Raw genomic sequence first — 24,811 nt, forward strand, 5'->3', positions numbered from 1 at the left:
CTCATGCGAGGACTCCGCTCTCGAGCGCAATGCGCTAGATTCCTCCCTCGGAGAAACATCTTCGTAACGCGATACGGACATTTTGAAAACAAATCGCGCCTCCAGCATCCTCCAGCAGCGGGAGGCGCGTCGAAGGGTCGGGCATGTATCGGTATGAGCGCGACTCGCGTTCCGAGGAGCGGGACCTCGATCCTGAGGAGCTCGACGCCTCGATCCGAGCGGATCAGGCGCAAATGCTCGCCACCGGACAATCGGTGCTGGTCTTCAATGCAGCCAACGCCGCGATCGTCGCCGCCATTTTCCGCGACTTCTACTCGCACGCGCAAATCGCCGCCTGGCTTCTCGCCTTTCTGATCCTGGTCGTCGCGCGCATCGCTCATGCGCGCCGCTTTCGCGCCATGCCGCCCACTGCGGAGGCCGTGCGGCGCTTTCTCGCCCTGTGGACGCTCGGCTCGACGCTGACCGGCTGCCTCTGGGGAGCGGCCTCATCGGTCCTGTGGCTGACGCCGGACCCCGGCTATCACGCCTTTGTGCTTTTCGCCGCCGGCGGCATGGCGGCGGGCGCCGTGCTCACCAATTCCGCCTATCTGCCCGCCATGTTCGGCTATATCGCGCCGGATGTGCTGCCCTCCATCGTCGGGCTCTTCACGCGCGGGGAGTCGACCGCCCTCGCGATGGGGGCGCTGCTCTCGGCCTTCACCGCCGTTCTCATCATTCTCGGCCTGCGCGCCAATGGCTGGGTGGTGTCGGTGTCGCGCCGCCGACTGCAGCAGGAGGCGCTGTCGGCGGCGCTGCATCAGCGCAACGCTCTGCTGCACGCCGTCTCCACCGCCGCGACGGAGCTCACCACCGCCGCCCCCAGCGCCGCCGCAATTCCCGACCTGCTCGACTCGGTCGGCGCGGCGATCGACGCCGATCGGATTCTCGTCTTCGAATCCGGCGCCGCGCTGGAAGAGCCCCCTTCCCTGCTGCATTTCTGGCGGCGCGCCGAATCTCCTGTCGCGCTGGACGCCTCCTTTTTCGAAGCCGACGAGAGACGCGCCTTTCTCTCCGGCCCGCTGCGCATCGCTCTCGCCGAGCGCCGGCCGGTGACGGCGACGACGCGCGCGCTCGAGCCCGGCCCCGCCAAGAGCTTTCTCGAGCGTGCCGGCGTGCGCTCGGCGCTGTTCGCGCCAATCGTCGTCGACGACGCTCCTTGGGGCTGGGTGGAGGTGGAGGATTGCCGCAGCGAGCGCATATGGAAGCCGGCCGAGATCGACGCGCTGCGCATACTCGGCGATCTCATCGGCGGCTCGCTGGCGCGCCAGCGCTATGTCGACCGGCTCCGCGACGCCAATGAGGTGGTGGAGCGCAGCCCGACTCTGCTGTTCCGCCTGCGCATGGACGGGAAAAGGCCGCGCCTCGTCTATGTCTCCCACAATATCGCGCTGTTCGGCTATGACCCTTGGGAGCTGACCGATCCGGCGCGCAGCCTCGCCGATTGCGTTCATCCCGATGATCTCGACAAGGTCGGCGCCTCGCTGGCGCGGGCGGCGGCGGATGGGCGGCGCGGCGGCATGGTGGAATTTCGCTTTCGGCGGCGAGACGGCGGCTATCGCTGGCTCGACGCCCGCTACGCCGCGCGCGACCGGCCCGGCCGCTCGCAGCTGATCGAAGGCGTCGCGCTCGACGTGACCGAGCGCAAGGAGGTCGCCGATCAGATCGCTATTCTCGCGCAGACGGACGCTCTCACCGGCCTCGCCAATCGCCGCAGCTTCATCGACGCGCTGCGCCGCGCCTTCGCCGAGGCGGAGGCCGGCGGCGCGCCCTTCTCGCTGCTCTATATCGACGTCGATCGTTTCAAGGACGTCAACGACCGGCTGGGCCACGCCAGCGGCGACGCGCTGCTGGAGGCTCTCGCGGCGCGGCTGAAGAGCCATTGCCGCGCCGGCGATGTCGTGGCGCGGCTCGGCGGCGACGAATTCGCGATATTGCAATCGAGCTCGCGCGACGCGGCCAGCGCCTCCGTCATGGCGGCGAAGATTTGCGCGCTCTCGGCGGAGCCCTATCTTCTGCCCGGCGGCGCGCTGCGCGCCACGGTGAGCGTCGGCGTCGCTCTCTTCGCCTCCGCTCTGGAGGGGCCGGACGCCATGCTGGCGCGCGCCGACCGCGCGCTCTATCTCGCCAAGGAGAATGGCAGAAACCAATATCGCATCTACTCGCAGACGCAGGAGCCGGCGAATAATTTCTCGATTTGAATTTTCGCGCGCCGCGCGGCGATCATAGGGACGCGCGCGCACGCAGCCGATTTCATGCCGGTAATTACCCCCGAAGCTCTCCACATGGGCCTTTGTGCTCGCCGTTCCCGATCTCGACGCCAGCGCGGGCTATTTTCGCGACGTGCTCGGCTTCGAGCTTCTATGGCCGGAGGCAACGGATTGGCGCCTGGTCCAGCGCGACAATGTCCGCGTGATGCTGGGCCATTGCCCCACCGACGCGCCGCCCGCCGCGCTCGGCTCCCACAATCTGTTCGGCTATGTGAATGTGGACGACATCGACGCGCTCCACGCCGAGATCGCCGCCCGCGGCGCGCTCTGCACAACGCCGGCCGACCGCCCCTATGGAATGCGCGAGATCGTCGTCACGACGATCGACGGGCATCGCATTTTGTTCGGGCAAGCGATCGGCGGCGGGGCGGGGTGATGGCTGCGATGCGCCAATGGCGGACATTCTGGCTTGCGCACGTTGAGGTCCGCTTCCGACCGAACTCAGACCTTGAAAAGGTCCGCTTGCGGTCGGCGTGATCCGCCGATCAGAACCGAGCTTAGCGGAAATGGCTCCTTCGTGCAAACCATGCTGAAAAGCGACCCAAAGTGCCCGGATCGACCTTATCCGAACGTGCGATTGAGTTTCGTCGAGGTTCAATTGAAGTTGGATTATAACATATGTTGGGTTATAACATATAAAGCTGAGGCCAAACGTGCGATTAGTGTACGTTTAATGGCTTCAGAAATAGAAACGCCCAGGCATAGGGAGTGTGATGATGCAGCGTTTCGGAGCCGCCCAGCTGGATCGCGACCTCTTGACCGCTACCAGAGATGATAGCGGAGTCGAGGGCTCTTACCATCAAATGCACTTCGTTTTGCGATTGAGTCAGCGCAATCATCATCTTCTAGAAGGCATTGATGCTCGACCGCGAGCAATCGACGAACTATCAGTAGAACAGATAGAAGCCTTCTCAACGTACTTACACGAGACAATCCATTGGTGGCAGCACGTAGGCTCGACGTCGGGCCTGGTTGTGAGCCTCGCATATCCCGTCCAATTCAACGGTAACGCGCAGTTTCTTACAGAGATCGTTGCTGGAGGCGTTCAATTTAAATCTCTAAAGCAGTGGGCTGAGGACGAGTTGAGATCCGGACGGCCTGATAGCGATCCGCTTCTGATTGCTGCAAACAGCGCAGTCAACAATTGCATTGACATCGAATTTTATAAGAGATTAGCAATCGACCCATCTTCTTTTGAGAGTGTAATAGATCGCTATTTTGAGAGTGTAGGGCACTCCTATCGAATGGCTTATAGCCATGTCTTGAACTATATAGCGGCGACGGTGGATCCGAACTTCAATATCGTGCCTGGCGGTTCAGCTTGGGACGACGGTTTCCAAGATTTAGCTGATCGACGCATCCTAGGCTACTATTATGGCTCGCCGGTCGTCAGGGGCATGATCGGCCTACGCGCCATATGCGAAGGTCAGGCTATATACTCTCAAATCCAGTTCCTATCGGCAGCCTCCGGAGGGGGGCTGCGCATCGATGATTTCTATAAGGATGGATATATTCATGGTATATACGCTGAAGCATTCGACGCTTACATTGAGAAAACTGGATTCCTTGATCCAGATACCGCTGATGCTCCCCAAGTTGCGATATTTTTACTAATATGTGATTTGGCGACTAATCCGGGCCGAGGATTGCCATTCCAAATATCAAAGTTCGAAGACTTTATTTATGATGTCGATCCGGCCATCAGATTCCACCGCTTATGTTTGGCAGCAAAGAAAATATACGCTGGTGGACTACCAGAAGTATTTGAGTACTCAAAAGAAACATACACCCGTCTCTCTGAATCGTTGAGCGCTGAATGTGGCTACGATAGCCCGATGGCCGTGCTTTATGAATTCCAACGATGGTCGGAGCAGCTCCCCATTCTTCGTAAATTGGAGAAAGAGAAGGAAACATTTTGCTACGCGGAAGACAACTTACCTCTGAGGGTAATATTGTCTCACTTCATGTCATTTTGCAGAGATAAGATAGCCGTTCCTGAGTTTTTTTGCTGGCCTGGGATGATGATGGTAGGAGATTTGAAGCCTGATTACCTGTCAGTGTGGTTATCTAATCTATCTTTATACAGTAACCGTCTTGGAGATGAGGGGGTCTTCCCAAGAGACATGCCTGGCAAAGATCGCGAGTGCATCCTCAAAACGCTCAACGTATTCTACGCTCATGGAATTATGTTTGATCTGACCAAGCAATGGATTTTGGAAAATGGCAAGTTCAGGTTTGATTATCGCTGGTTGAAGGCCGATGCATCCGAAGCCGAATTCACACGCAGCGCTGGAAACCTTTTCGAAAGCGTGTACGGGGTACGGCCAGAAGCCATTAAGCCATTGTAGGTGATGCTGACAGGTCAGCATCACCTAATGAACTTAGCGAGCCGAATGTCGGCTTTCTCGCACTAGGCCAATTTCTGCAAACCACCCATCTGAGACCTTCAGGTCAGCAAAGGTCAATGACCACTCCGGGTCACTCGCCGCCCTTTCCCGTCCCCGCCTCCTCATATTAAACTCCCCCTATGACCGACGCCCCCATCCGCTATGTCGAGCCCGTCTTTCGCCCACCCAGCGAGGCGGAGTCGCTGATTCTTCCCGTCACCGATGGATGCTCGTGGAATCGCTGCAGCTTCTGCGAGATGTATACCGCGCCGCAGAAGCGCTTCCGCCCGCGGGACGAAGCCGAGGTGATGGAGAGCATAAAGCGCTGTGGCGAGATTTATGGGGCCTCGGTCGCGCGCGTGTTTCTGGCCGATGGCGACGCCATGACCTTGTCGACGCGGCGTCTCGCCGCCATTCTCGAGGCGATCCGCCGCGAGCTGCCGGGCGTGCGGCGCGTGTCGAGCTATTGCCTGCCGCGCAATGTCGGCCGCAAATCCGTCGCCGAGCTGCGCGATCTCGCCGCGCTCGGCCTATCGCTGGTCTATGTCGGCGCGGAATCGGGCGATGACGATGTGCTGGCGCGGGTCCAGAAGGGCGAGACCTTCGCCTCCAGCCGCGACGCGCTGGAGAAGCTCGGCGCGGCGGGAATCAAGCGCTCGGTGATGATTCTAAACGGGCTCGGCGGCGCCGCGCTCAGCGAGGCGCATGCGGAAAATTCCGCCGCGCTGATCAACGCCGCGCAGCCGGAGTTTCTGGCGACTCTGGTCGTCAGCTTCCCCAAGGGCGAGGCGCGGTTTCGCGCCGATTTCCCGGATTTCGCGCCGCTCGACGTGCCGGGGCTGCTGCGCGAGATGGAGCGCTTCCTCTCGCGGCTGGAATTGAAGCGCACCGTGTTCCGCAGCGATCACGCCTCCAATTGGCTCGTGCTGCGCGGCACGCTCGGCGCCGACAAGCCACGCCTGCTGGAGCAATTGCGCGCCGCCATCGCCGCGCCGGAGGACGCCCCGCTGCGGCCCGCCTGGGCGCGGGGACTGTAGAAGCGTCCTTCCCGACGCTCGCACTATGCGCCAGCGCACATCGCCCCCTGCGAGCCGAACCTATGCTGCGGCTCGGTCGATCGGAATCGGCCGGTGTAAAGGAAAGATGCGCGCATGGTCAGAATCGAGCTCGAGCCGCAGATCGCCAGGGAGCTGCTGATCGTCCTGGAACGGCGCCTGATGACGATTCACGAGGTGGAGCAGCGGCTGAAATCCGCCGAGTTCGGCTCGGCCGAGCAGGAGAAGGAGGCGCTGATTCCGATCATCATCGCGCTGGAGAGCGCGCTGAAGATCCCGCCGCATCAATAGGGCGCGTGCGTCCGCGCGAGGGAGCGGCTATGCTCGCCGCCTCTCTCCCCCGCAAGAGGCGCCAATATGCAATTTCTCCATACGATGATCCGCGTCGGCGATCTCGACGACTCGCTGGATTTCTTCTGCGGCAAGCTCGGCCTCGCCGAGGTGCGCCGCACCGAGAATGAGAAGGGCCGCTTCACCCTCGTCTATCTCGCCGCGCCGGACGATCTTCCGCAGGCGAAAGACGCGGGCGCGCCGCTCGTCGAGCTCACCTATAATTGGGACGAGCATGATTATGCGGGCGGCCGCAATTTCGGCCATCTCGCTTTCGCGGTCGACGATATCTACGCCGTATGCGCGCGGCTGCAGGCGGCCGGCGTGACGATCAACCGCCCGCCGCGCGACGGCTATATGGCCTTCATCCGCTCGCCCGATCAAATCTCGATCGAGCTGCTGCAGAAGGGCGCGCCGCTGCCGCCGGCCGAGCCCTGGAGCTCCATGCCGAACACCGGCGCCTGGTGAGCGCTGGTGAGCGCTGGTATAGACGCTCAATAATAATAGTAGCGACGGCGACGCCAGTAACGCGGCCGATAATACCGGCGCCAGTAGCGGCGACGCCAGCGCGGACGCCAGACGCGGCGGCGGTAGTACCAATAGGTCTTTTCGACCTGCGCGCGCTCGAGATCGTCCGGCGTCGCCACAGCAGCCTCGGGAGCCGGCTCCGGCGCCCGAGGCGCCTCGAGCGGCGCGACCGAGGTGAGGGCGTGAGAGGGGCCGGCGACCAGCGCCGCCGCCGCGCCGACGACGAAAAATTTCATGAAAGAACGACGTTCCATCGACTTTCCTCCATAGAAGCCGTCACGCCGACGCGGGACGCGCCTTTCGCGCGCGCGGCTCATCCCCAAAGAAATCGGGCCGTTCCGGCGGCCGGCAAGGCCTTCGCCGTCTTTCCGCCGCGCGCCGAGCGTAAAAGGGCGGATGACGATGAAACCTTTTCGGAACTACGGCGTTTTGCTTATGCGGCGCCGGGCGGGAAGACCGAATGATCGAATAGATTCAAATGTAACCCGGTTTTGTGACGATAGAGCGGCGGGAAAAACGACGGGAATTTTGAAAAATCTGGTCCAGCTTTTGCGTGACCACGGCGGTTCGGGCGGCGGAGCGGCGTTTCGGACGGAAGCCGACAAACAACGCCGCAAGAAGACTATGGGAATTCCGAAGATGCATTCCGACGGCGCAGGAGAGTTTCGTTCGCAGGACGGAGAAAAGGTCATGCTCGTCACCGATCTCATCCATTCATGCTCGAACGACAAGGTCGCGCAGGCGGCGACTTTCTGCATCGGAGGCGTTTTCGCCGAGAGAGTCCGCGCCGTCGCGCAGGAGAATGGCGTCAGCGAAGGTCGTTTCGTCTCCGTAGTGGTGCGCGATTTCGCGCTGCGGGCCGATGAGGCGGAGCGCGCGCAGCTGGCGCGCGAGATGGCCGGCTGCGATCAGCCGATCCTCAGCGGGCTGCGCAGGGTGGTGGAGAAGGCGTTGGAAGGCGGCGCGCAATTCGCCGATGACGTGAAAAGCTTCGGACTGCCTTTCCTGCGGCGCGACGGCGGCCTCACCTTCGAGGGCGTCGCTCCCCTGCAGCGCGCCGCGCGCTGAGACGAGCTCGCGCCTATCGACGGCCTCTCTTGCCGGAGGCCCCTCTTGCCGGCGGCGCGCCTGGCGGCGACAATGCCGCCGCACGACCGTCTCTCGGGCGAATCGGCGAAGGCGGGGCATGTCGGGACTGATCGACGAAGCGCAGATCGTCTCCATTCTGACGACCTATGGCTATTGGGCCATATTCATCATCGTCGCGTTGGAGAGCGCCGGCATACCGCTCCCCGGCGAGACGACATTGGTCGGCGCGGCCATCTACGCCGGCCACTCCGGCAATATCGACATTCGCTTCGTCATTCTTGCCGCCGCGGCCGGCGCGATCGTCGGCGACAATATCGGCTTTTGGATCGGACGCGAGTTCGGCGTGAGGCTGCTGATGCGCTATGGCTCGTACATTGGCGTCGGGCCGCCGCAATTGCGCCTCGGGCAATATCTCTTCATGCGCTGGGGCGGCTCCATCGTGTTCTTCGGCCGCTTCATCGCGCTGCTGCGCATATTGGCCGCCGTGCTCGCCGGCGCCAATCACTTCGATCCGGTGAAATTCCTGTTTTACAACGCCGCAGGCGGCATTTGCTGGGCGCTGGTCTTCGGCCTCGGCGGCTATGTTTTCGGCGCGGCCATACATCGCATCGCCGGCCCGATCGGCTGGCTGGGCCTCGCCGGCGCGATTCTCGGCGCCTTCCTGCTGTGGCGCTATTGGAAGATCCACGAGGAGCGGCTGACGAAGGAGGCCGAGGCGCATTTCGAGCGCATCGGTCATCGCCGGCCGTGACGCGCGGACGCGCGAGCTATCCTCCGCCTCACGCCTCGCTTTCAGCCGGCACGGGCGCGAGGCGCCCGGCCTCCCAGCCGATGATCGCCTGCTTTCGCGTCAGCCCCCAATGATAGCCGGTGAGCGCGCCGCTCGCGCCGAGCACGCGATGGCACGGCACGATGAAGGAAACGGGATTGCGCCCGACGGATGCGCCCACCGCCCGCGCGGCGCCGGGCTTGCCGAGCCGCCGCGCGATCGCGCCGTAAGTGGTCGCCCGGCCCATGTCGATGTCGAGCAGCGCCTCCCAGACCGAAACGTCGAATTCCGAGCCGATCAGCACGAGGCGCAACGGTCGGTCCGGCCGCCATTCCGCCGGATCGAAAGCGCGCCGCGCGAAATTTGCGGTCGCCGCGTCGTCGAGCGAAAATCGCGCCTTCGGCCAGCGGCGGCGTAGATCGTCCAACGCCTCCGCGCGCGCGCCGTCGACGAAGCCGAGCCCGGCGAGGCCGCGCTCTGTCGCGACCAAAATCGCCTCGCCGAAGGGCGAAGGATGGAAGCCATAGCGCATCTCCAGCCCCTCGCCGCCGCGCTTATATTCGCCGGGCGTCAGCGCGTCATGGGTCACGAAGAGATCATGCAGCCGCGAGGGGCCGGAAAGACCGAGCGAGAGAGAGGCGTCGAGGAGGCTCGTCTCCCCGCCGAGCAGCGCGCGCGCATGGCGCAGCGTCAGCGCCTCGAGGAAGGCCTTGGGCGAGAGTCCCGCCCAGCGCCGGAACAAGGCGCGTAAATGCGCTTCGGACAGGGCCGCCGCCTCCGCCATCTCCTCGACCGAGGGCTGCCGGCGCCAATTCTCGCCGATGAAGCGGATCGTCTCCGCGACCTTGGCGTAATCCTCCTGCGGCCGCGTTTCGGCGAGGGGAGGCAGGGTGTCGGAGCAAAGGGTCATGCGGCGCATCATGGCGCGCGCGGCCGGGCGTCGCCACCCGAAAACGCGTCAGGAATAGAACGGCCCGCGCTTGGCCTCCGCCAGCGCGCGCGAAAGCTCCTCGGCGAGCGCGGCCTTCTGCTCCGGCGCGAGAAAGCCGCCGATCTCGACGCGCTCGCCGCGCGAGACGAGCAGCACGCGCTGCATGCCGAACTCCTCGTCCTCTTCCGTCTCGAGCCGCAGCCAGTAAGTGTCGAAACGCCGCTCCCGCCGCAGCCCATAGGCGCTCTTCTTCACAATGACGAGCTCGAAGGGGGTGAGGCTGATGCTCTCGAACGCCCTGGCCGAACGAAAGCTGACGCGCAGCGCGACATAGAGCGCCAGCACGTCCAGCCCCATGAAGCCGACGACCGGCCAGGCGCCGAGAATATAGAAGGGAACCGACAGCGCGCATGTTCCCGCGCCGAACAGCAGGATGAACACATGCGCCTGCCGCAGCGTCATCGACCGATGCGGTATCAGCCGCGTCTGATAAATGGCTTCCGCAGAAGGAGCGCTCGCCGTCACGCCGCCGCCTTTCGTTCTCCAGAACGTCGAGTTATAACGCCTTTATGCCGAACGAAAAGAGCTCGCTCGCCAAGGCGCGGCGTCCTGCATCGCCGCGTAGCCGCGAGGCTGCGCGCATCGATGAGATTTTCGCGCGTCTCGAGGCGGCCGATCCGCACCCCAAAGGCGAGCTCGAGCATGTGAATATCTTCACTCTGCTCGTCGCCGTGGTGCTCTCCGCCCAGGCCACCGACGTCGGCGTCAACAAGGCGACGCGCGCTCTGTTCAAAATCGCCGACACGCCGCAAAAAATGCTCGCGCTCGGCGTCGAAGGGCTCTGCGGCTATATCAAGACGATCGGCCTCTATCCGACCAAGGCGAAGAATGTCATCGCCCTCTGCGCGCAGCTGATCGAGAAGCACGGCGGCGAGGTTCCCTGCGACCGTGAGGCTTTGCAAGCGCTGCCGGGCGTCGGCCGCAAGACCGCCAATGTGGTGCTCAACATCGCCTTTCATGTGCCGGTGATCGCGGTGGACACGCATATCTTCCGCGTCTCCAACCGGCTGCCGCTCGCCAAGGGCAAGACAGTCGATCAGGTGGAGGCGGGCCTCGAGAAAATCGTGCCCGAGCGTTTCAAGCTCCACGCGCATCACTGGCTGATCCTGCATGGCCGCTATGTGTGCAAGGCGCGCAAGCCCGAATGCGAGCGCTGCATCATCGCCGATCTCTGCCGCTTCGAGGGCAAGACGATCTGAGAGGGCAAGACGATCCGACGGCCAGCTCGCTCTTTTCGGGCCGGAATGTGCGCCAGCGCACGAACGCCGCCCCGCTCTCCCGCTAGACCAAAGCCATAGTCTGGCCGCGTGGAGGGAGGGGTCATGCGTTTCGAATTCTCCGCCCCTCGCGCGCGCCGGACCGAGGCCACGAATCAGAAACCATTCATTAACGCAGCCCATAAAAAAGGCGGGTCGCGGCCGGTTTCGCAGGCGCCCGCGCCGGTCGGCATTACGCGTATTATTTTCAGACAATTAGAGCGAAGCCAAAGCCCGGCGGAGCACAATCTCCACGCTTGTCGCGCCGCGCGCTCCGACTTATACGAACGTCTCCGCTTTCGCGCGGCCAGGCGCAGTTTCCGGCGTTTCGCCGTCACATCACGGCTCCATGCCCACTCTCTATCATCACCCGCTCTGCCCCCATTCCCGCTTCGTGCGGCTGATTCTCGCCGAATACGGGATCGAGACGACGCTGGTCGAGGAGCGGGCGGCCGAGCGGCGGCGGGAATTTCTGACGCTCGATCCGGCCGGCAAGACGCCGGTGCTGGTCGACGACGACGGGACCGTGATTCCGGGCGCGAGCGTCATTGTCGAATATCTCGAGGATTGCCTGCCGCCGGACTTCCGCGGCCTGCGGCTGATGCCGGCTGGCCTGCACGAGCGCATAGAGACGCGCCGGCTGATCGAATGGTTCAATGTCAAATTCTTCGACGAGGTGACGAATTATCTCGTCATGGAGAAAGTCTACAAACGCTTTCTCGCGCCGGAGATCGGCGGCGGCGCGCCGGACATGGACCTGCTGCGGGTCGCGCGCGCCAATCTGCGTCCCCATATTCGCTATATCGGCTATTTGACCGAGGCGCGGCGCTGGCTGGCGGGCGAATCCCTCACCTATGCGGATTTCGCCGCTGCGGCTCATCTTTCCTGCGTCGACTATCTGGGCGACGTGCCATGGGACGAAGACGAGACGGTCAAGCATTGGTATCAGCGGATCAAGTCGCGGCCGGCCTTCCGTCCCCTGCTGGCCGATCGCACGCCGGGCATGACGCCGGGACCGGTCTACGCCGAGCTGGACTTCTGACCCTCGAGCAGGCGCTGCGCCGCCGCGCGGCCGCGCTCGGCTTCGATCTCTGCGCCATTACGTCCGCCGACGCCCCGGCAGAGACCGGCGAGCGTCTCGCGCAATGGCTCGAATCTGGCGCCCAGGGCGATATGGAGTGGATGGCGGAAACCGCCGAGCGGCGCGCCGCGCCGAAGGCGCTGTGGCCACAGGCGCGCTCCATAATAATGCTCGGGGTCGACTATGGCGCGTCCGGCGATCCGCTGGCGACGCTGGCGAAGCCCGATCGCGGCGCCGTCTCGCTCTACGCGCGCCGCCGCGATTATCACGAGGTCATAAAGGGAAGGCTGAAGCAGCTCGCCGGCTTTCTGCTGGCGCAGGCCGGCGGCGGCGAGGTCAAGGTCTTCGTCGACACGGCGCCGGTGATGGAAAAACCATTGGCGCAGGCGGCGGGGCTCGGCTGGCAGGGCAAGCACACCAATCTCGTCTCGCGGCGCTTCGGCTCCTGGCTGCTGCTCGGCGCGATCTTCACCGACCTTTTGCTTCAGCCGGATGCGCCGGAGGAGGATCATTGCGGCTCCTGCCGCGCCTGTCTCGACGCCTGCCCGACCAAGGCCTTTCCGGCGCCGTATCGGCTCGACGCGCGGCGCTGCGTCGCCTACCTCACCATAGAGCACAAGGGCCAGATTCCGCGTGAGTTCCGCGCCGCCGTCGGCAACCGTATCTTCGGCTGCGACGATTGCCTCGCCGTCTGCCCCTGGAACAAATTCGCCCGAGCGACGCGGGACGCCAAGCTGGCCCTGCGCGAGGACCTATCCGCGCTTCCTCTCGCCGATCTCGCCGCGCTGGACGACGCCGGCTTTCGCGCACTCTTCGCTGGAACGCCGGTCAAGCGGCTCGGCCATGCGCGCTTTCGGCGCAATGTCGCCATAGCGATCGGCAATTCGAAAAACCCTCGCCTCGCCGCCGCGGTCGAGCCGCTGCTCTCCGATTTTTCGGCGCTCGCGCGCGGCGCATCCGTTTGGGCGCTGGCGCGGCTTCTCTCTCCGGGAGACTTTTCCGCTCTCGCCGGGAAAGCTCTCGCTGCGGAAGAAGACGTAGCGGTTCGCGACGAGTGGGCAAAAGGACACACCTGACGAAAAAGTGACGCCGCGACGCAGATTGCCGCGGCGCAACGCCGGCGCATCCATGGATTCGCCACAGCACAAACAGTAGAGTTCCCTGCGCCGCCTTCGGGCGCGCGCCTCACGCCGAACGCCGCCGCCATGCCCAATGTTTCGCGACGCACAATAGATGATCCAGCCGCCGAGGCGGCGCGCCTTTTGGCGCGTCTCAGCATCATGCTGCTGTTCATCATCTCGCAGCTGGCGCCGATCCTGACGCGGCAGACCATCTATATTCTGCTGCCCATCGGCGCCGCGCTGCTGCTGCTCTCGGCCAGCCTCGCGCCGGAGACGCGACGCTTGCGCGAGATCGCCGTGCTGGCGCTGACGCCGACCGCGCTCGCCGCTTTCTTCTTCGTCGGCTGGACGGGCTTGTCGCTCGCCTGGACGCCCTTCGGCGCCGGCCCGGCCGAGCGCTACGCCAAGAGCGCCGCGACCTTGGCGTTGGTCGCCGCCGCCTGCGCTCTGCTGCCGGCGCGCACCAAGACATCCAATCTCAATCTGCTGCCGATCGGCACCGGCGCCGCAGCCGCGGCCCTCGCCGCCGTCGCTTTGCTTTCGGCGAGCGGCGGCGATCAGCCGCTCGATCTCGACAGCAATGCTCTGCAGCGCGCCGGCCTCGGGCTTGCGCTGGCGATCTGGCCGGCGCTCGGCGCGCTGGCGCTGCGCGGACGCTGGGTTTCTGCCGCCCTCTTCGCTGTCGTCGGCGTCGCCGCCTGCCTGCTGGCGCGCGCGCCCAATGCGCTGCCCGCGCTTATGGCCGGCGCGCTGGCGTTGGCGCTGTCCTTCGGCAAGGCGCGCCGCGCCGGCTCTCTGCTGGCCATCCTCTCGGCGGCGCTGATCCTGCTGGCTCCGCTTGCGCCGATCCTCGTGCATCTCGTCGCGCCCGAGCGCCTGCCGGCCTTCGCCGCTCCGCTCGAGACATGGGGCCGAATCATCGCCAATGATGGGCCCCGGCTCTTCATCGGCCATGGCTTCGGCGCGGCGGTGTTCGGCGTCGCCGGCCATTATCTCTACCCGGACACGCCGCGCAGCCTGCTGTTTCAGGTTTGGTTCGATCTCGGCGTTCTCGGCGCGCTCGGCCTCGCCGCCGTCGTCGCCCGCGCTTTTTATGTCATCGGACGGACGCGGCCGGTGCTCGCGCCCTTCCTGCTCGGCGGCTTGGCGACGGGTCTGACGATCTGCGTGCTGGGACCGGCGGCCGAGCAGCTCTGGTGGCTGACGCTCGCCGGCCTCAACGCCATCGGCTACGCTCTGGTGCTGAAAGGGCAGTTTCGAACGCGCCGTCCGCGCCTCGAGCCCAATGGCGGCATGGGGCGCATCGTCGTCCGCTGAAACTCGTCTCTTATTGCGGGCAAGCGATTCCGCGGGCGACGCTGACCTGACCATCCGAGCCTTCGACGCGGGTGACGGCGAGCACGCAATCCTCGTCATCGGGGCCATAGGCGCGACCGATCAGAATCGCCGGACCATCGCCGAAGGGACGCAGCGCCGTCACGCTGTCGCCGAGCGTCGTTTTCGTAATTGACGATGGCGCGGCCAGAGCCTCGAAACGCGCGCCGAGCGACGGCGTGGCGGCGACAGACGCGCCGAAGCTGGCCGCGACCGTCACGGCGAGAAGGATTCGCGAATTTTTCGATAGGCCCATGATCCGACGCTCCCGGCGAAGGGCCCACTGGAGCGAGGAATTCTCCCCGAAGCGTCGGCCGCGCCTCTCATGGGCTGTAACGCGGCGACGTCGGTCATGGTTGCAGGGACCGTAGAAACCGAAAAGGCGAGGCCGAAGCCTCGCCTCAATGCCTCGCCTTTCGCCTCACTCGCAGACGCGGGTGGGTCGATAGCCGATGATGTCGCCATATTCATCGAACACCGGGCGACGCTCGCGCCAGCAGCGATAGGGCGGCGGCGCTTCATAGACCGGCGCCGGATAATAGGCCGGCGCGCCATAATAGGGCGGGGGCGGCGGAACCGGACGCGCGGCTCCGCCGGCGAGAGCGCCGAGCGCGAAGCCGCCGATGCCCGCGGCGATGGCCGCGCCAGGATCGCCCGCAGCGGCCGGCGCGGCCGTCACGATCGGCGCGACGCCGAGGCCGAGCGCGACGAGCGCGCCCGCGATTTTTCGTGCCGAAATCTCCCTCATGACTCTCTCCATCACCCTCCGGGGCGGCGCTCGGACGGCCTGTCCCCGAGTCGCGCCACCAGCCGCGCGCCGAGCGCGTCGATGAAAGCCAGAAAACGTAAATGAACGGCGAAAACGTGGCCGTCTCGCTCGTGCTTTTTCAAATTTCGGCGAGTGATGCGTTCACGCCACAGCGGCGCTGCGCGGCGGCTCGGGAATGGGAAAACGCAGCACGATTCGCGTGCCCTTGCGGCGGACGGCCGGGCTCTGCGCGACGATGGAGCCGCCCATCGCCTCGACGAGGCCGCGGCAGATGGAGAGGCCGAGGCCGGCGCCGGCCTTGCGGCCGTCGACGCGCCCGCCGCGATAGAATTTCTCGAAAATGCGCTCGAGATCGGCCGGCTTCACGCCCGGCCCTTCATCGGTCACGGTGAGCAGCAGCTCGGAGCCGTCGCGACGCGCATAGATCGCAGCCGGGCCGCCGCCATATTTATGCGCATTGTCGAGCAGATTGAACACGATCTGCCCCAGCAGGCCGGCGTCGCCGCGAATCGCCGGAAGATCGGGCGCGAGGCTCGCCGAAACCTTCAGCTGCGGAAACTCCTTGCGGCTGCGCTCCATCGCGGCGCGCACGGCGTCGCCGACATCGACGAGCTCTCGGCGCGGCGCCAGGGCGCCCGATTCGATGCGCGACATATCGAGCAGATTGACGACGAAGCGCGACAGACGCGCCGCCTCCTCCTCTATGGAGACGAGCAGATCGAGCCGATCCGTATCGGCGAGCCGATCGCCGAGCTGGCGCAGGCTGGTGACGGCGCCGGTGATAGAGGCGAGCGGCGTGCGCAGATCATGCGAGAGCGAGGCGAGCAGAGTGGTGCGCAAGCGCTCGTTCTCCTCGAGCGCGGCGGCGCGCACCGATTCCCCCACCAGCAGCGCGCGATCGACGGCGATGGCGGTCTGCTCGAGAATCGCCGTCAGCATGCGCTCATTCTGCGCCGAAGGCGTCTCTTGCGCATTCTTGGGCTCGAGGCCGATCACCGCCACGACGCCGCGCGTCGTCGCCAGCGGACGAAAGGCGAAACGAATGTTGGGCAGCGTGCCGCTGCGCAATCCCGCCGGCTCGGCGCGCTCATAGGCCCAGCGCGCGGCGCCCGCCTCCTTCGCGTCCAGCTGGTCGATCGGCGGCCAAGCGGCGGCGATCGTCAGCTCGCCGTCGTCCGGCGCCAGAAGCACCGCGCTCTTGGCGTCGAGCGCCTTTTGCGCATGCATGGCGGCGGCCCACATCACCTCGTCGAGCGAAGCCGCGCTCGACAATTTGCGCGAGAACTCGAACAGCGATTGCGCCGCCTCCGCCCGCGCGCGCATGGCGCGCGATTGCTCGCGCACGCGGCCGGCGAGCGTGCCCGTCACTATGGCGACGAAAGTGTAGACGAGCAGCGACAGAAACTCATGCGCCTGCGAGATGGTGAATTCATAGCGCGGATCGACGAAAAAGAAATCGAAAGCGAAGAACGAAAGAATGGACGCAGCGACCGCCGACCATACGCCGGCGGCGAGCGCGCAGAACACGACCGAGGCGAGAAAGATCATCCCGAGATTGGGAAGATGCAGCCATACGTCGAGCGGCCAGGCGACGAGCGTGGCGAAAGCGACGGAGGCGAGCGTCGCGCCGACGCCGCGCCAGAACTCGCCATTGGTCGCAAGCGCCTTGCGCGGCCGCGGCTCCTCCTCGGCCTTCGCGCGGCTCTCGGTGATGACCTGCACAGCGATGTCGTCCGAGCGCCGCACGATCTCGTCGGTCAGAGATTTCCGCCACAGCCGCGCCAGCAGCCCGGCGCGCGAACGGCCGACGACGATCTGCGTGATATTCTCGCGCCGCGCGAATCTCAGCGCCTCGCCGGCGAGATCATGGCCAAAGACGCGCTCGACCGTTCCGCCGAGACGCTCGGCGAGCCGCAATGCTTCGTCGACGCGCCGCGCGCGCTCGGCGTCCTGCTCCTCTTCTCCCGCGCGTTCGAGATGCAGCGCGATCCATGGCGCATTGAGCCCGGTCGCGAGGCGCGCGCCGGCGCGTACGACGAATTCCGACAGACGATCGGAGCCGACGCAGACGAGCAGCCGCTCCGACGTCGCCCATGGCCCTTCTATCGCGCTCTGCCGCAGATAATCGACCATCTGATCGTCGACGCGCTCGGCCGTGCGACGCAGCGCCAGCTCTCGCAACGCCGTGAGATTGCGCGGCGTGAAAAAATTCTGCACGGCGCGGCGCGCCATGTCCGGCACATAGACCTTGCCTTCATTCAAGCGCTGCAGCAGCTCGTCCGGCGTCACATCGACGAGCACGACATCGGCGGCGTCCTGCAGCACGCGATCGGGAACCGTCTCGCGCACGGCGACGCCGGCGATGCGCGAGACGACATCGGCGAGACTCTCGAGATGCTGAATATTGAGCGCGGTCCACACATCGACGCCGGTGTCGAGCAGCTCCTCGACATCCTGCCAGCGCTTCGGGTGACGGCTGTCCGGCGCATTGGTGTGCGCGAGCTCGTCGACGACGATGAGCGCGGGATGACGCGCGAGCGCGGCGTCGACGTCGAACTCCTCGAGCGTGCGGCCGCGATATTCGATCTTGCGGCGCGGCAGAATCTCGAGGCCTTCCGTCAGCGCCTCTGTTTCGCAGCGTCCGTGCGTCTCGACGAGGCCGATGACGATATCGACGCCATCGGCCTTCAACGCGCGGGCGCGGGCGAGCATGGCGTAGGTCTTGCCGACGCCCGGCGCCGCGCCGAGAAACACGCGCAGCTTGCCGCGCTTCTCGCGATCGGCGAGCGCGAGCAACGCGTCCGGGTCCGGCCGACGTTCGAATTCGCTTCCCGTCTCGGCCATTTTCGTCGGCTCTCTCGCGCGCTGCGTCGCCACAAAATGCGGGAGGCACGCCGTCCGCGCAAGCGCGGACACGGCGAAATCTCGCGCTCACGCCCGATCTTTACGAAGCCCTTATGCGCCTCCCGCAAATCGCGAATGGCTTCCTTACGGCGAGGCGACGCATCGTGCCCCGTCCGAGCTTGTAAAGGAGACGAGGCATGTTTCAGATCATCAGCGCGGCGATCGCCGGCTCTGCGCTCACTGTCGCCTATGCCGCGGCCTGGCGCATCTATCGAAGCGCCTGGGAGCGCAAGGCGACGCCCGCGCTCGTCCCAAAACCCGCGCCCCGTGCGGGAGCCTTCATCCTGCTGCTGCGCCGCCGCCGTCCGATGAAGGCCCGCCACTCCGGCCAGCGCGGCGGATATCTCGCAAAGGCATGATATCGCGGAGCGCAGGCGCCGCGATGCGCCGCCCTCTTCCGTCCGGCGACGCGAGGCCCTATTGAAGAGCCGACCTCAAATTGTCCCGGACCACAGGATGAATGTTCTCCTCATCGGCTCCGGCGGCCGCGAGCATGCGATCGCCCGGGCGTTCTCGAAAAGCGCGCTTCTCGCTCGGCTCTACGCCGCGCCCGGCAATCCGGGCGTCGCAGAGATAGCGGAGCTCGCGCCTCTCGATGTTTCGGATCACGCCGCCGTCGCGGCCTTCTGCGCGCAAAAAAGCATAGAGCTCGTCGTCGTCGGGCCGGAGCAGCCGCTCGTCGAAGGGCTCGCCGATTTCTTGCGCGCAAAGGGAGTCGCGGTCTTCGGCCCGTCCAAGGCCGCGGCGCAGCTCGAAGGCTCGAAGGGATTCGTCAAGGATCTCTGCCGCGCCAACGCCATTCCCACCGCCGATTATCAGCGCTTCGACGATGAGGCGAAAGCGCTCGCCTATCTGCGCGCGAAGGGCGCGCCGATCGTGGTGAAGGCCGACGGCCTCGCCGCCGGCAAAGGCGTCGTCGTCGCCGAGACTCTCGAAGAAGCCGAGGAGGCGGTCACGGCCATGTTTTCCGGCGCCTTCGGCAAATCGGGCGCGGAAGTCGTCATAGAGGAGAAGCTCGAGGGCGAGGAGGCCTCCTTCTTCGTGATCTGCGACGGCGAGCGAGCGCTCCCTTTCACATCGGCGCAGGATCACAAGCGCGTCGGCGAGGGCGACACGGGGCCGAACACGGGCGGAATGGGCGCCTATTCGCCGGCGCCCGCCTTCACGCCACAGATCGAGGCGCGCGTGATGCGCGAGATCGTCGCGCCGACTCTGCGCGCGATGCGCGAGATGGGCGCGCCGTTTCAGGGCGTTCTCTTCGTCGGGCTGATGCTGACCAAGGATGGGCCGAAGCTCATCGAGTTCAATGTGCGCTTCGGCGATCCAGAGACGCAAGTGATGCTGCCGCGCCTCGAGGACGATCTGCTGGAGCTGATGCGCGCCGCCGCCATAGGCGCGCTGCCGGAGAAGCCGCTGCGCTTCTCGCGACAGACCGCGCTCACCGTGGTGCTGGCGGCGAAAGGCTATCCGGGAACGCCACTGACGGGCTCGGCGATAAAAGGCCTCGCGCGCGCCGGCGAGATCGACGGCGTCATCGTCACCCATGCGGGCACGCGGCGCGAGGGCGACGCGCTCGTGGCCGCCGGCGGACGCGTGCTCAATGTCACCGCGCTCGGCGACACGGCGCAGGCGGCGCAAGCGCTCGCCTATCGCGGCGTCGACGCCATAGACTGGCCCGAAGGATTTTGTCGCCGCGACATAGGCTGGCGCGCAATCGAGCGCGAAACATGAAGCGCAAGACGAGGAGGCCGCATGGACAAGATCGCGCCCAATCTCACCGGCGTGCCGGAAACAATGTTGTGGACGCTGCACAATCGCGCCGGCGAGGCGTTGCGGCCAAACGGATTGCTGCATGATCCGCAGCTCGTCGAAATCTATCGCGCGCTCGACTATGATTATGAGGCGAGCTTCGGCAAGGCGCAGCCCTCGCACGCCAATCGCGCCGTCGTCTTCGACAATGCGCTGCGCGCCTTTTTGGCGGCGCATCCAGACGGCGTGATCGTCAATCTCGGCGAAGGATTGGAGACCCACAGATTCCGCGTGGCCGATGCGGGCGAGGCGCTGTGGATCACCGTCGATCTGCCGGAATCGATCGCCATACGCGAGCGCTTCATAAAACCCGACGAGCGCCATCGCCATGTGGCGCTGAGCGCGCTCGACCGCCGCTGGTTCGACGAGGTTCCGCAAGGACGCCCCGTCTTCATCACGGCGCAAGGGCTGTTCATGTATCTTCCGCCGGAGGAAACCGCATCGCTGCTGCGCGACATGGCGCAGCGCTTTCCGAAAGCGACCCTCTTGTTCGACCATGTGCCGCGCTGGCTCTCGAGAGAGACGCTGAAGGGCCGCAAGCTCACGCCGAATTTCACCATTCCGCCCATGCCCTGGGGCGTCGACCGCAGCGAGATCGCGCCCACATTGCGAAGCTGGGCGGCGATCGAGACGGTGGATCATTTCGACTATCGATTCTATCGCGGATGGCGCGCGCTGCTGTTCGGAGGGCTATTGCGCCTCCCATTTTTCCGCGAGCGCATGCCCGCGATCACGCGCGTGACCTTCGCCTGACCGGCGGCCGCGCGCCAGCAAAGGCTTGACAGCCGTGAGCGACTGCCGATTATGCCGCAATGATGAAGCAAAAGCGGCGATTCAGCGAATGGCGGCTCCCGAATTTCGGGCGCATCGCGGCGCTATTGGCCGTGCTGCTCGGACTGGCGATGAGCGCCGCACCGGGCGTCGCCCAACGCGCGGCGCATAGCGACCAAGCCTCGCTCACCGCCGCGACGCAGGAGTTCTGCACGCTCTCGCGACATGCGTCGGGCAAAGGCCATGACCCGACCGATGCGAGCTGCTGCTGCCTGCATCTGACGGCGCGGCGCGACGCGACGGTCTTCATCGCCATTCTGCTCGGCTTTGCGCCATTCCCTGCGCTCGACGCGCCCTCTTTCGCTGCGCGCTCGAACACGTCTCATCGCGCTGGCGTCGCTCAGCCGACGACGCCCTGGCTCTCGCGCGCGCCGCCTTTCCTTTCCTGAACGGTCCGATGCGGCTTCACCGCTACACCCTGTAGACCCGCGCGCGCTCATCGCCGCGCCAGGAGACAATTCGTCATGACCAGAAGCATTCTCTCGCGCGGCGTTTCGGCCGGCGCGCTCCTCATCGCGTCTCTTTCCTCCGCCATGGCGCAAGAGGCGTTGCCCTCCATCGACGTCGCCGGCGAAGGCGCCCCGCGCGACGCGGGACAAAAAGCCACCGCCCCGGGATTTTCTCCCGAGAAAAAAGCGCTGCCCGTCTATCGCGATCCGACCGGCCAGACCTTCACCACCGTCAAGAGCGAGGATTTCAAGACCTCGCCGCTCGTCACCATCGGCGATCTCGTCCAATACAGCCCCGGCGTCTCCTTCAAGCAGGGCAATGGCCCGCGCGACATGACGCTCTCCATCCGCGGCTCCGGCGCGCGCGTCGGCGGCGCCATGCGCAATATCGTGCTGCTCGAGGACGGCTTCACCATGACGCAGCCGGACGGTTTCTCGCGCACCGATTCCACCGATCCGCACGCCTATGCCGGCGTCGACGTCTATCGCGGCCCCTCCTCCGCGCTGTTCGGCAATTGGGCCAATGGCGGCGCCATCAACTTCCGCACCCGCACCGGCGCGGAGATCGACGGCGTGGAGACCGGCCACGAGGCCGGCAGCTTCGGCTATCTCACCAATTACACCGCCATCGGCAAGAAATACGGTGATTTCGACATCGCCGTCTTCGCCAGCGACGCACGCGGCGAGGGCTCCACGACCCACACAGATTTCAACACGCAGACGGTGAATCTGAAGGCGAGCTACGAGGCGACGCCGACCGATCGCTTCACCTTCAAATGGGTCCATAATCAGCTCTACGGCAATGTGCCGGCGCGCATGTCGCTCAACCAATTCTATTTCAATCCCTATCAGCGCGGCTGTTACGGGTTGCCGACGCCCGCCACCGCGATCAGCCGCAGCCTCTGCGGACAGACGGCCGTCTTCCTCAACGGAACAAATGGCGCGACCGCGCAAGTCTCCGCGCTGCAATCGGGCTGGCATCGCAACGACCGGCGCGACATGCTGGGCCTGCGCTGGGAGCACGACATAGACGCGCAGACGGTGCTGCGCACGCAATTCATCTATGACGACAAGGATTTCTATCAGCCGATCGACACGCCGGTCACTTATGGCGACGCGCCCTCGATCAACATATCGTCCGACCTCACCCATCACGGCGCGCTGCAGGGCCAGCAGCTGACCAGCAATTTCGGCGTCTGGTACAATCGCGCGCGCTTCACCACCTATTCGCAAAATCTGCTCGGCTGGGGCAATGGCGATCTCGGGCCGCTGCTCACCAATAAGCAGGAGGTCATGCATTCCAATCTCGGCGTGCGCTTCCGCGAGGAGCTGGAGCTCGCGCCGGATGTGACCGGCGTGATCGCGCTCGCGAGCGAGATGAGCAAGGTCGCAGCGCTGTCCTCGTCGGTCTCCTATCCCTCCGGCGCGCTGACCGCCGTGCCGGCCAATCGCACCTATTGGAATTTCGCGCCGGAAGCCTCGGTGACATGGCGGCCCGATCGCGAGTGGAAATTCTACGCGCGCGCCTCGAGCGGCTATGGAACGCCGCAATATGGCTTCCTCTTCGTCAATCAGCAGGGGCTCGACGGTAATAACACCGGCCTCAAATCGCAGCGCAACTCGGGCTTCGACGCCGGCTTCGACTGGACGCCGACAGAGACTCTGAAAGTCACGCTCAACGGCTTCTACGAATGGTATCAGAACGAGATGCTGACGCAGTCGCCGGGCAATGGCCTCAAGAACTACACCTATAATGCGCCGGGCTCGGCCCATCGCGGCGCGGAATTCCTGCTCGACTGGCGGCCTTTCGACGGATGGCGGCTGCTCGCCAATTACTCCTACAATAATCAGATCTTCACGAGCTTCACCGAGCAGCGCGGGCCGAGCTCCTACTTCAACCGCGCCGGCTATAAAATCCCCGGCGTCGCTCCGCATGAGCTGACGACGCGCATCGGCTATGATATTCCGCAAGGCGACTTCAAAGGCGTCGGCGCCTATTTGGAATATGTGCTGAAGAGCTCCTATTTCATCGACAATGGCAATCAGCTCACCATACCGGGCTATGGCCTCGTCAATCTCAACCTGCATTATGATCGCGACGTGTCGATCGGCTTTCTGAAGAACATCTCCGCCTTTGTCGAGGTGCGCAATGTGTTCGACCGGACCTATGTCGCATCGGCGACGGTGATCTCCAACTCGCTCACTTCGGGATTTCAAAATCCCGGCTTCGTGCTCGCGCAAAATTCGACCGGCTCCATCTATGCGGGCCAGCCGCGCGCGATACAGGGCGGCGTGAAGTTCAAATTCTGAGGCGAGGCCGGGGGCGGGGGAGGGGCGGCCGCGCCCTCCCCCGCTTCCCGGACCGCTCGGCGCGAGCAGACGCTCACGCCCGTCTCAGAGCTGCGCTCACGCTCCGCGACAGCCCCCGTCTTCCCCCCAGCTTCGGAAATACTCCCGAGATGACGCGCGCCGCGGCGCCGGCTATTCTCGCTGCGGCGCAACGAACACCCCCTTCGAGCGGCGGAGCCGGCTCGAACGGGGGGTTGAACCTGCGGCCGGTTTCGTGTGATTGCTCTCTCGTCTCTTCTGGATCGTCGGCTCGATGACGCGCAGCTTTTTCATCGTCGCGCCCGGCGTCGCCGGAGATTCTCGCGGAACGGAGGCGGGCGGCGCGTCCTTCCTCGCAAAATCGCGCCTTTCAGGCGCAAAAGCGAAGCTCTCGCCGTCGTTTTTCCGCAATGCGGCGTTCGAATGTCGCTTCTGACATGAGCTTGAGAGCGGACCCGGCCGAACGTCTGACAACGCCGCCCGCGAGCGAGGCGCCTGCGAAGCGCCGGCTCGCGCCCATTATCTTGTCCGCGCTCATACATATTCTCGTCCTGGCGGCCTTTCTGCTCGAGCAATTGCTGCTGTCGAGCGAGAGCCCGACCACAGAGCAGGAAATTCCGCTGGAGGTCGTCGCCGAGGCGCCGCAACCTCCGCCGCCGCAGGAACCGCCGCCGCCGGAGCCCGAGAAGGAGGAGCCGAAGCCGGAGGAGAAGCAGAAGCAAAAGCCGCCGCCGCCGCAAAAGCTCGTCGACGACGAGAAGCCGGCCTTCGACGCGCCGCGCGCGCCGAATCAGGAGAAGGCCGATCGCGACGCGCCGGATCAGGAGACCAAATCCGCCCGCCGCGAGCCGCCGAACGAGCAGCACGCCGCCAAGCCCGCGCAGGAAAAATCCGCCGATCCGCAAAAGCAGCAGGCGGCCGAGGCCGAGCTAGCGCCGGCCGCCCCCAAGGCGGAGGAGGACAAGGCCGACGCCGAGATCGTCGAGCAGGCGGAGCCGCAAAAGGAAGCGCGGATCGACGACAAGCAGGGCGAGGTCGAGATCAAGGCCTCGCCGGAGCCCAAGCCGAAATCCATCGCCGATCAGCTCGCTTCGCTGGAGCCGCTGCCGGACTTCAAGCTCTCCGGCTCCTCCAAGCCGGCGCCGGTCAGCGGCGGCACGGCGAAGACCACCTATCTCTCCGTGCTCTTCGGCCTCATCATGCGTCATATGAATGTGCCGCCGTCCCTGCGCAACAAGACGACGCCCAATCACGGCGTCGTCGTGTTCTTCATCGACGAGGGCGGGCATCTCACCCATCAGGCGGTCTATCGCTCGAGCGGCTTCGCCGAGCTCGACAACGCCGCTCTCGCCGCCGTGCGACGCGCCGCGCCTTTCCCAGCGCCGCCCTATGGCCATCCGCGCGGCATTCAATTTCACTTCGATCCGAAATGAG

Annotated in this window: 25 protein-coding genes; 18 read left to right on the top strand and 7 right to left on the bottom strand. The window is 65.1% G+C overall.

The genetic code is table 11. The annotated features are described in order from the left end of the window. The first annotated feature begins 143 nt into the window (after positions 1-143). The 6 genes from GYH34_RS00135 to GYH34_RS00160 all read left to right on the top strand — a co-directional run bounded on the left by GYH34_RS00135 (position 144) and on the right by GYH34_RS00160 (position 6,546). Positions 144-2,237 (top strand): sensor domain-containing diguanylate cyclase, encoded by a 2,094-nt coding sequence (locus tag GYH34_RS00135; protein WP_161911829.1) that lies wholly within the window; start codon positions 144-146, stop codon positions 2,235-2,237. A gap of 94 nt (positions 2,238-2,331) precedes the next feature. Then, the gene (locus tag GYH34_RS00140) at positions 2,332-2,682 is read left to right on the top strand and encodes a VOC family protein (protein ID WP_161911830.1); all 351 of its coding nucleotides are present in this window, start codon (positions 2,332-2,334) and stop codon (positions 2,680-2,682) included. A 337-nt stretch (positions 2,683-3,019) separates the two neighbouring features. After that, positions 3,020-4,654: a hypothetical protein gene (locus tag GYH34_RS00145; RefSeq protein WP_161911831.1), complete on the top strand. Its 1,635-nt coding sequence runs from the start codon at positions 3,020-3,022 to the stop codon at positions 4,652-4,654. Positions 4,655-4,833: 179 nt separating this feature from the next. After that, positions 4,834-5,730, top strand: a complete 897-nt coding sequence (locus GYH34_RS00150; protein ID WP_161911832.1) for a radical SAM protein — start codon at positions 4,834-4,836, stop codon at positions 5,728-5,730. Positions 5,731-5,844: 114 nt separating this feature from the next. Next, a complete protein-coding gene (locus GYH34_RS00155) occupies positions 5,845-6,039 on the top strand; it encodes a hypothetical protein (RefSeq protein WP_161911833.1) in 195 nt (64 codons plus the stop codon). A gap of 66 nt (positions 6,040-6,105) precedes the next feature. Further along, on the top strand, positions 6,106-6,546 hold the full coding sequence (locus GYH34_RS00160; protein WP_161911834.1) for a VOC family protein: 441 nt from the start codon (positions 6,106-6,108) through the stop codon (positions 6,544-6,546). Between the two features lie 26 nt (positions 6,547-6,572). On the opposite strand, the gene GYH34_RS00165 is transcribed toward GYH34_RS00160, so the two are convergent. Together GYH34_RS00165 and GYH34_RS00170 are read right to left on the bottom strand one after the other, a co-directional pair. Next, positions 6,573-6,860, bottom strand: coding sequence for a hypothetical protein (locus GYH34_RS00165; protein WP_161911835.1), 288 nt, complete (start codon positions 6,858-6,860; stop codon positions 6,573-6,575). Positions 6,861-7,080: 220 nt separating this feature from the next. Continuing rightward, positions 7,081-7,320, bottom strand: coding sequence for a hypothetical protein (locus GYH34_RS00170; protein ID WP_161911836.1), 240 nt, complete (start codon positions 7,318-7,320; stop codon positions 7,081-7,083). Here GYH34_RS00170 and GYH34_RS00175 point away from each other — a divergent pair. Continuing rightward, positions 7,297-7,674 (top strand): hypothetical protein, encoded by a 378-nt coding sequence (locus GYH34_RS00175; protein ID WP_161911837.1) that lies wholly within the window; start codon positions 7,297-7,299, stop codon positions 7,672-7,674. The two genes, GYH34_RS00170 and GYH34_RS00175, sit on opposite strands and share 24 nt — an antisense overlap. 118 nt (positions 7,675-7,792) lie before the next feature. Continuing rightward, positions 7,793-8,446, top strand: a complete 654-nt coding sequence (locus GYH34_RS00180; protein ID WP_161911838.1) for a DedA family protein — start codon at positions 7,793-7,795, stop codon at positions 8,444-8,446. Between the two features lie 28 nt (positions 8,447-8,474). Here the strand turns inward: GYH34_RS00180 and GYH34_RS00185 are convergent, their stop codons facing one another. Next, positions 8,475-9,374 (bottom strand): bifunctional helix-turn-helix domain-containing protein/methylated-DNA--[protein]-cysteine S-methyltransferase, encoded by a 900-nt coding sequence (locus tag GYH34_RS00185; RefSeq protein ID WP_244635206.1) that lies wholly within the window; start codon positions 9,372-9,374, stop codon positions 8,475-8,477. A gap of 48 nt (positions 9,375-9,422) precedes the next feature. Beyond that, the gene (locus tag GYH34_RS00190) at positions 9,423-9,920 is read right to left on the bottom strand and encodes a DUF2244 domain-containing protein (RefSeq protein ID WP_161911840.1); all 498 of its coding nucleotides are present in this window, start codon (positions 9,918-9,920) and stop codon (positions 9,423-9,425) included. Between the two features lie 44 nt (positions 9,921-9,964). Here GYH34_RS00190 and nth point away from each other — a divergent pair, with 44 nt between their 5' ends. The 4 genes from nth to GYH34_RS00210 all read left to right on the top strand — a co-directional run bounded on the left by nth (position 9,965) and on the right by GYH34_RS00210 (position 14,230). Next, on the top strand, positions 9,965-10,654 hold the full coding sequence (gene nth, locus GYH34_RS00195) for an endonuclease III (protein WP_161911841.1): 690 nt from the start codon (positions 9,965-9,967) through the stop codon (positions 10,652-10,654). 406 nt (positions 10,655-11,060) lie between these two features. Further along, positions 11,061-11,753: a glutathione S-transferase family protein gene (locus GYH34_RS00200; RefSeq protein WP_142864513.1), complete on the top strand. Its 693-nt coding sequence runs from the start codon at positions 11,061-11,063 to the stop codon at positions 11,751-11,753. After that, positions 11,651-12,868, top strand: a complete 1,218-nt coding sequence (gene queG / locus GYH34_RS00205) for a tRNA epoxyqueuosine(34) reductase QueG (RefSeq protein ID WP_244635207.1) — start codon at positions 11,651-11,653, stop codon at positions 12,866-12,868. Before GYH34_RS00200 ends, queG begins: the two co-directional genes overlap by 103 nt. Positions 12,869-12,997: 129 nt before the next feature. Then, entirely contained in the window at positions 12,998-14,230 is a 1,233-nt protein-coding gene (locus GYH34_RS00210) for a hypothetical protein (protein ID WP_161911842.1), read from the top strand. A gap of 10 nt (positions 14,231-14,240) precedes the next feature. On the opposite strand, the gene GYH34_RS00215 is transcribed toward GYH34_RS00210, so the two are convergent. The 3 genes from GYH34_RS00215 to GYH34_RS00225 all read right to left on the bottom strand — a co-directional run bounded on the left by GYH34_RS00215 (position 14,241) and on the right by GYH34_RS00225 (position 17,900). Continuing rightward, a complete protein-coding gene (locus GYH34_RS00215; protein ID WP_161911843.1) occupies positions 14,241-14,543 on the bottom strand; it encodes a hypothetical protein in 303 nt (100 codons plus the stop codon). Between the two features lie 165 nt (positions 14,544-14,708). Then, entirely contained in the window at positions 14,709-15,035 is a 327-nt protein-coding gene (locus GYH34_RS00220; RefSeq protein WP_244635208.1) for a hypothetical protein, read from the bottom strand. Positions 15,036-15,197: 162 nt separating this feature from the next. After that, on the bottom strand, positions 15,198-17,900 hold the full coding sequence (locus GYH34_RS00225) for a sensor histidine kinase KdpD (protein WP_161911845.1): 2,703 nt from the start codon (positions 17,898-17,900) through the stop codon (positions 15,198-15,200). A gap of 197 nt (positions 17,901-18,097) precedes the next feature. Between GYH34_RS00225 and GYH34_RS00230 the strand changes: the two genes are divergently transcribed. The 6 genes from GYH34_RS00230 (at position 18,098) to GYH34_RS00255 (ending at position 24,810) form a co-directional block, all read left to right on the top strand. Further along, positions 18,098-18,319, top strand: a complete 222-nt coding sequence (locus GYH34_RS00230) for a hypothetical protein (RefSeq protein ID WP_161911846.1) — start codon at positions 18,098-18,100, stop codon at positions 18,317-18,319. Between the two features lie 97 nt (positions 18,320-18,416). After that, entirely contained in the window at positions 18,417-19,691 is a 1,275-nt protein-coding gene (purD, locus tag GYH34_RS00235; RefSeq protein WP_161911847.1) for a phosphoribosylamine--glycine ligase, read from the top strand. A gap of 21 nt (positions 19,692-19,712) precedes the next feature. Further along, positions 19,713-20,522, top strand: a complete 810-nt coding sequence (locus tag GYH34_RS00240; protein WP_161911848.1) for a class I SAM-dependent methyltransferase — start codon at positions 19,713-19,715, stop codon at positions 20,520-20,522. A 59-nt stretch (positions 20,523-20,581) separates the two neighbouring features. After that, positions 20,582-20,989 (top strand): hypothetical protein, encoded by a 408-nt coding sequence (locus GYH34_RS00245; RefSeq protein WP_161911849.1) that lies wholly within the window; start codon positions 20,582-20,584, stop codon positions 20,987-20,989. Positions 20,990-21,064: 75 nt separating this feature from the next. Beyond that, entirely contained in the window at positions 21,065-23,359 is a 2,295-nt protein-coding gene (locus GYH34_RS00250; protein ID WP_244635209.1) for a TonB-dependent receptor, read from the top strand. A 542-nt stretch (positions 23,360-23,901) separates the two neighbouring features. Beyond that, positions 23,902-24,810, top strand: a complete 909-nt coding sequence (locus GYH34_RS00255; RefSeq protein WP_244635210.1) for a TonB family protein — start codon at positions 23,902-23,904, stop codon at positions 24,808-24,810. The last annotated feature ends 1 nt before the right edge of the window (position 24,811 follow it).

It is taken from the genome of Methylosinus sp. C49, assembly GCF_009936375.1.
In the GTDB taxonomy this organism is placed as follows: Bacteria; Pseudomonadota; Alphaproteobacteria; order Rhizobiales; family Beijerinckiaceae; genus Methylosinus.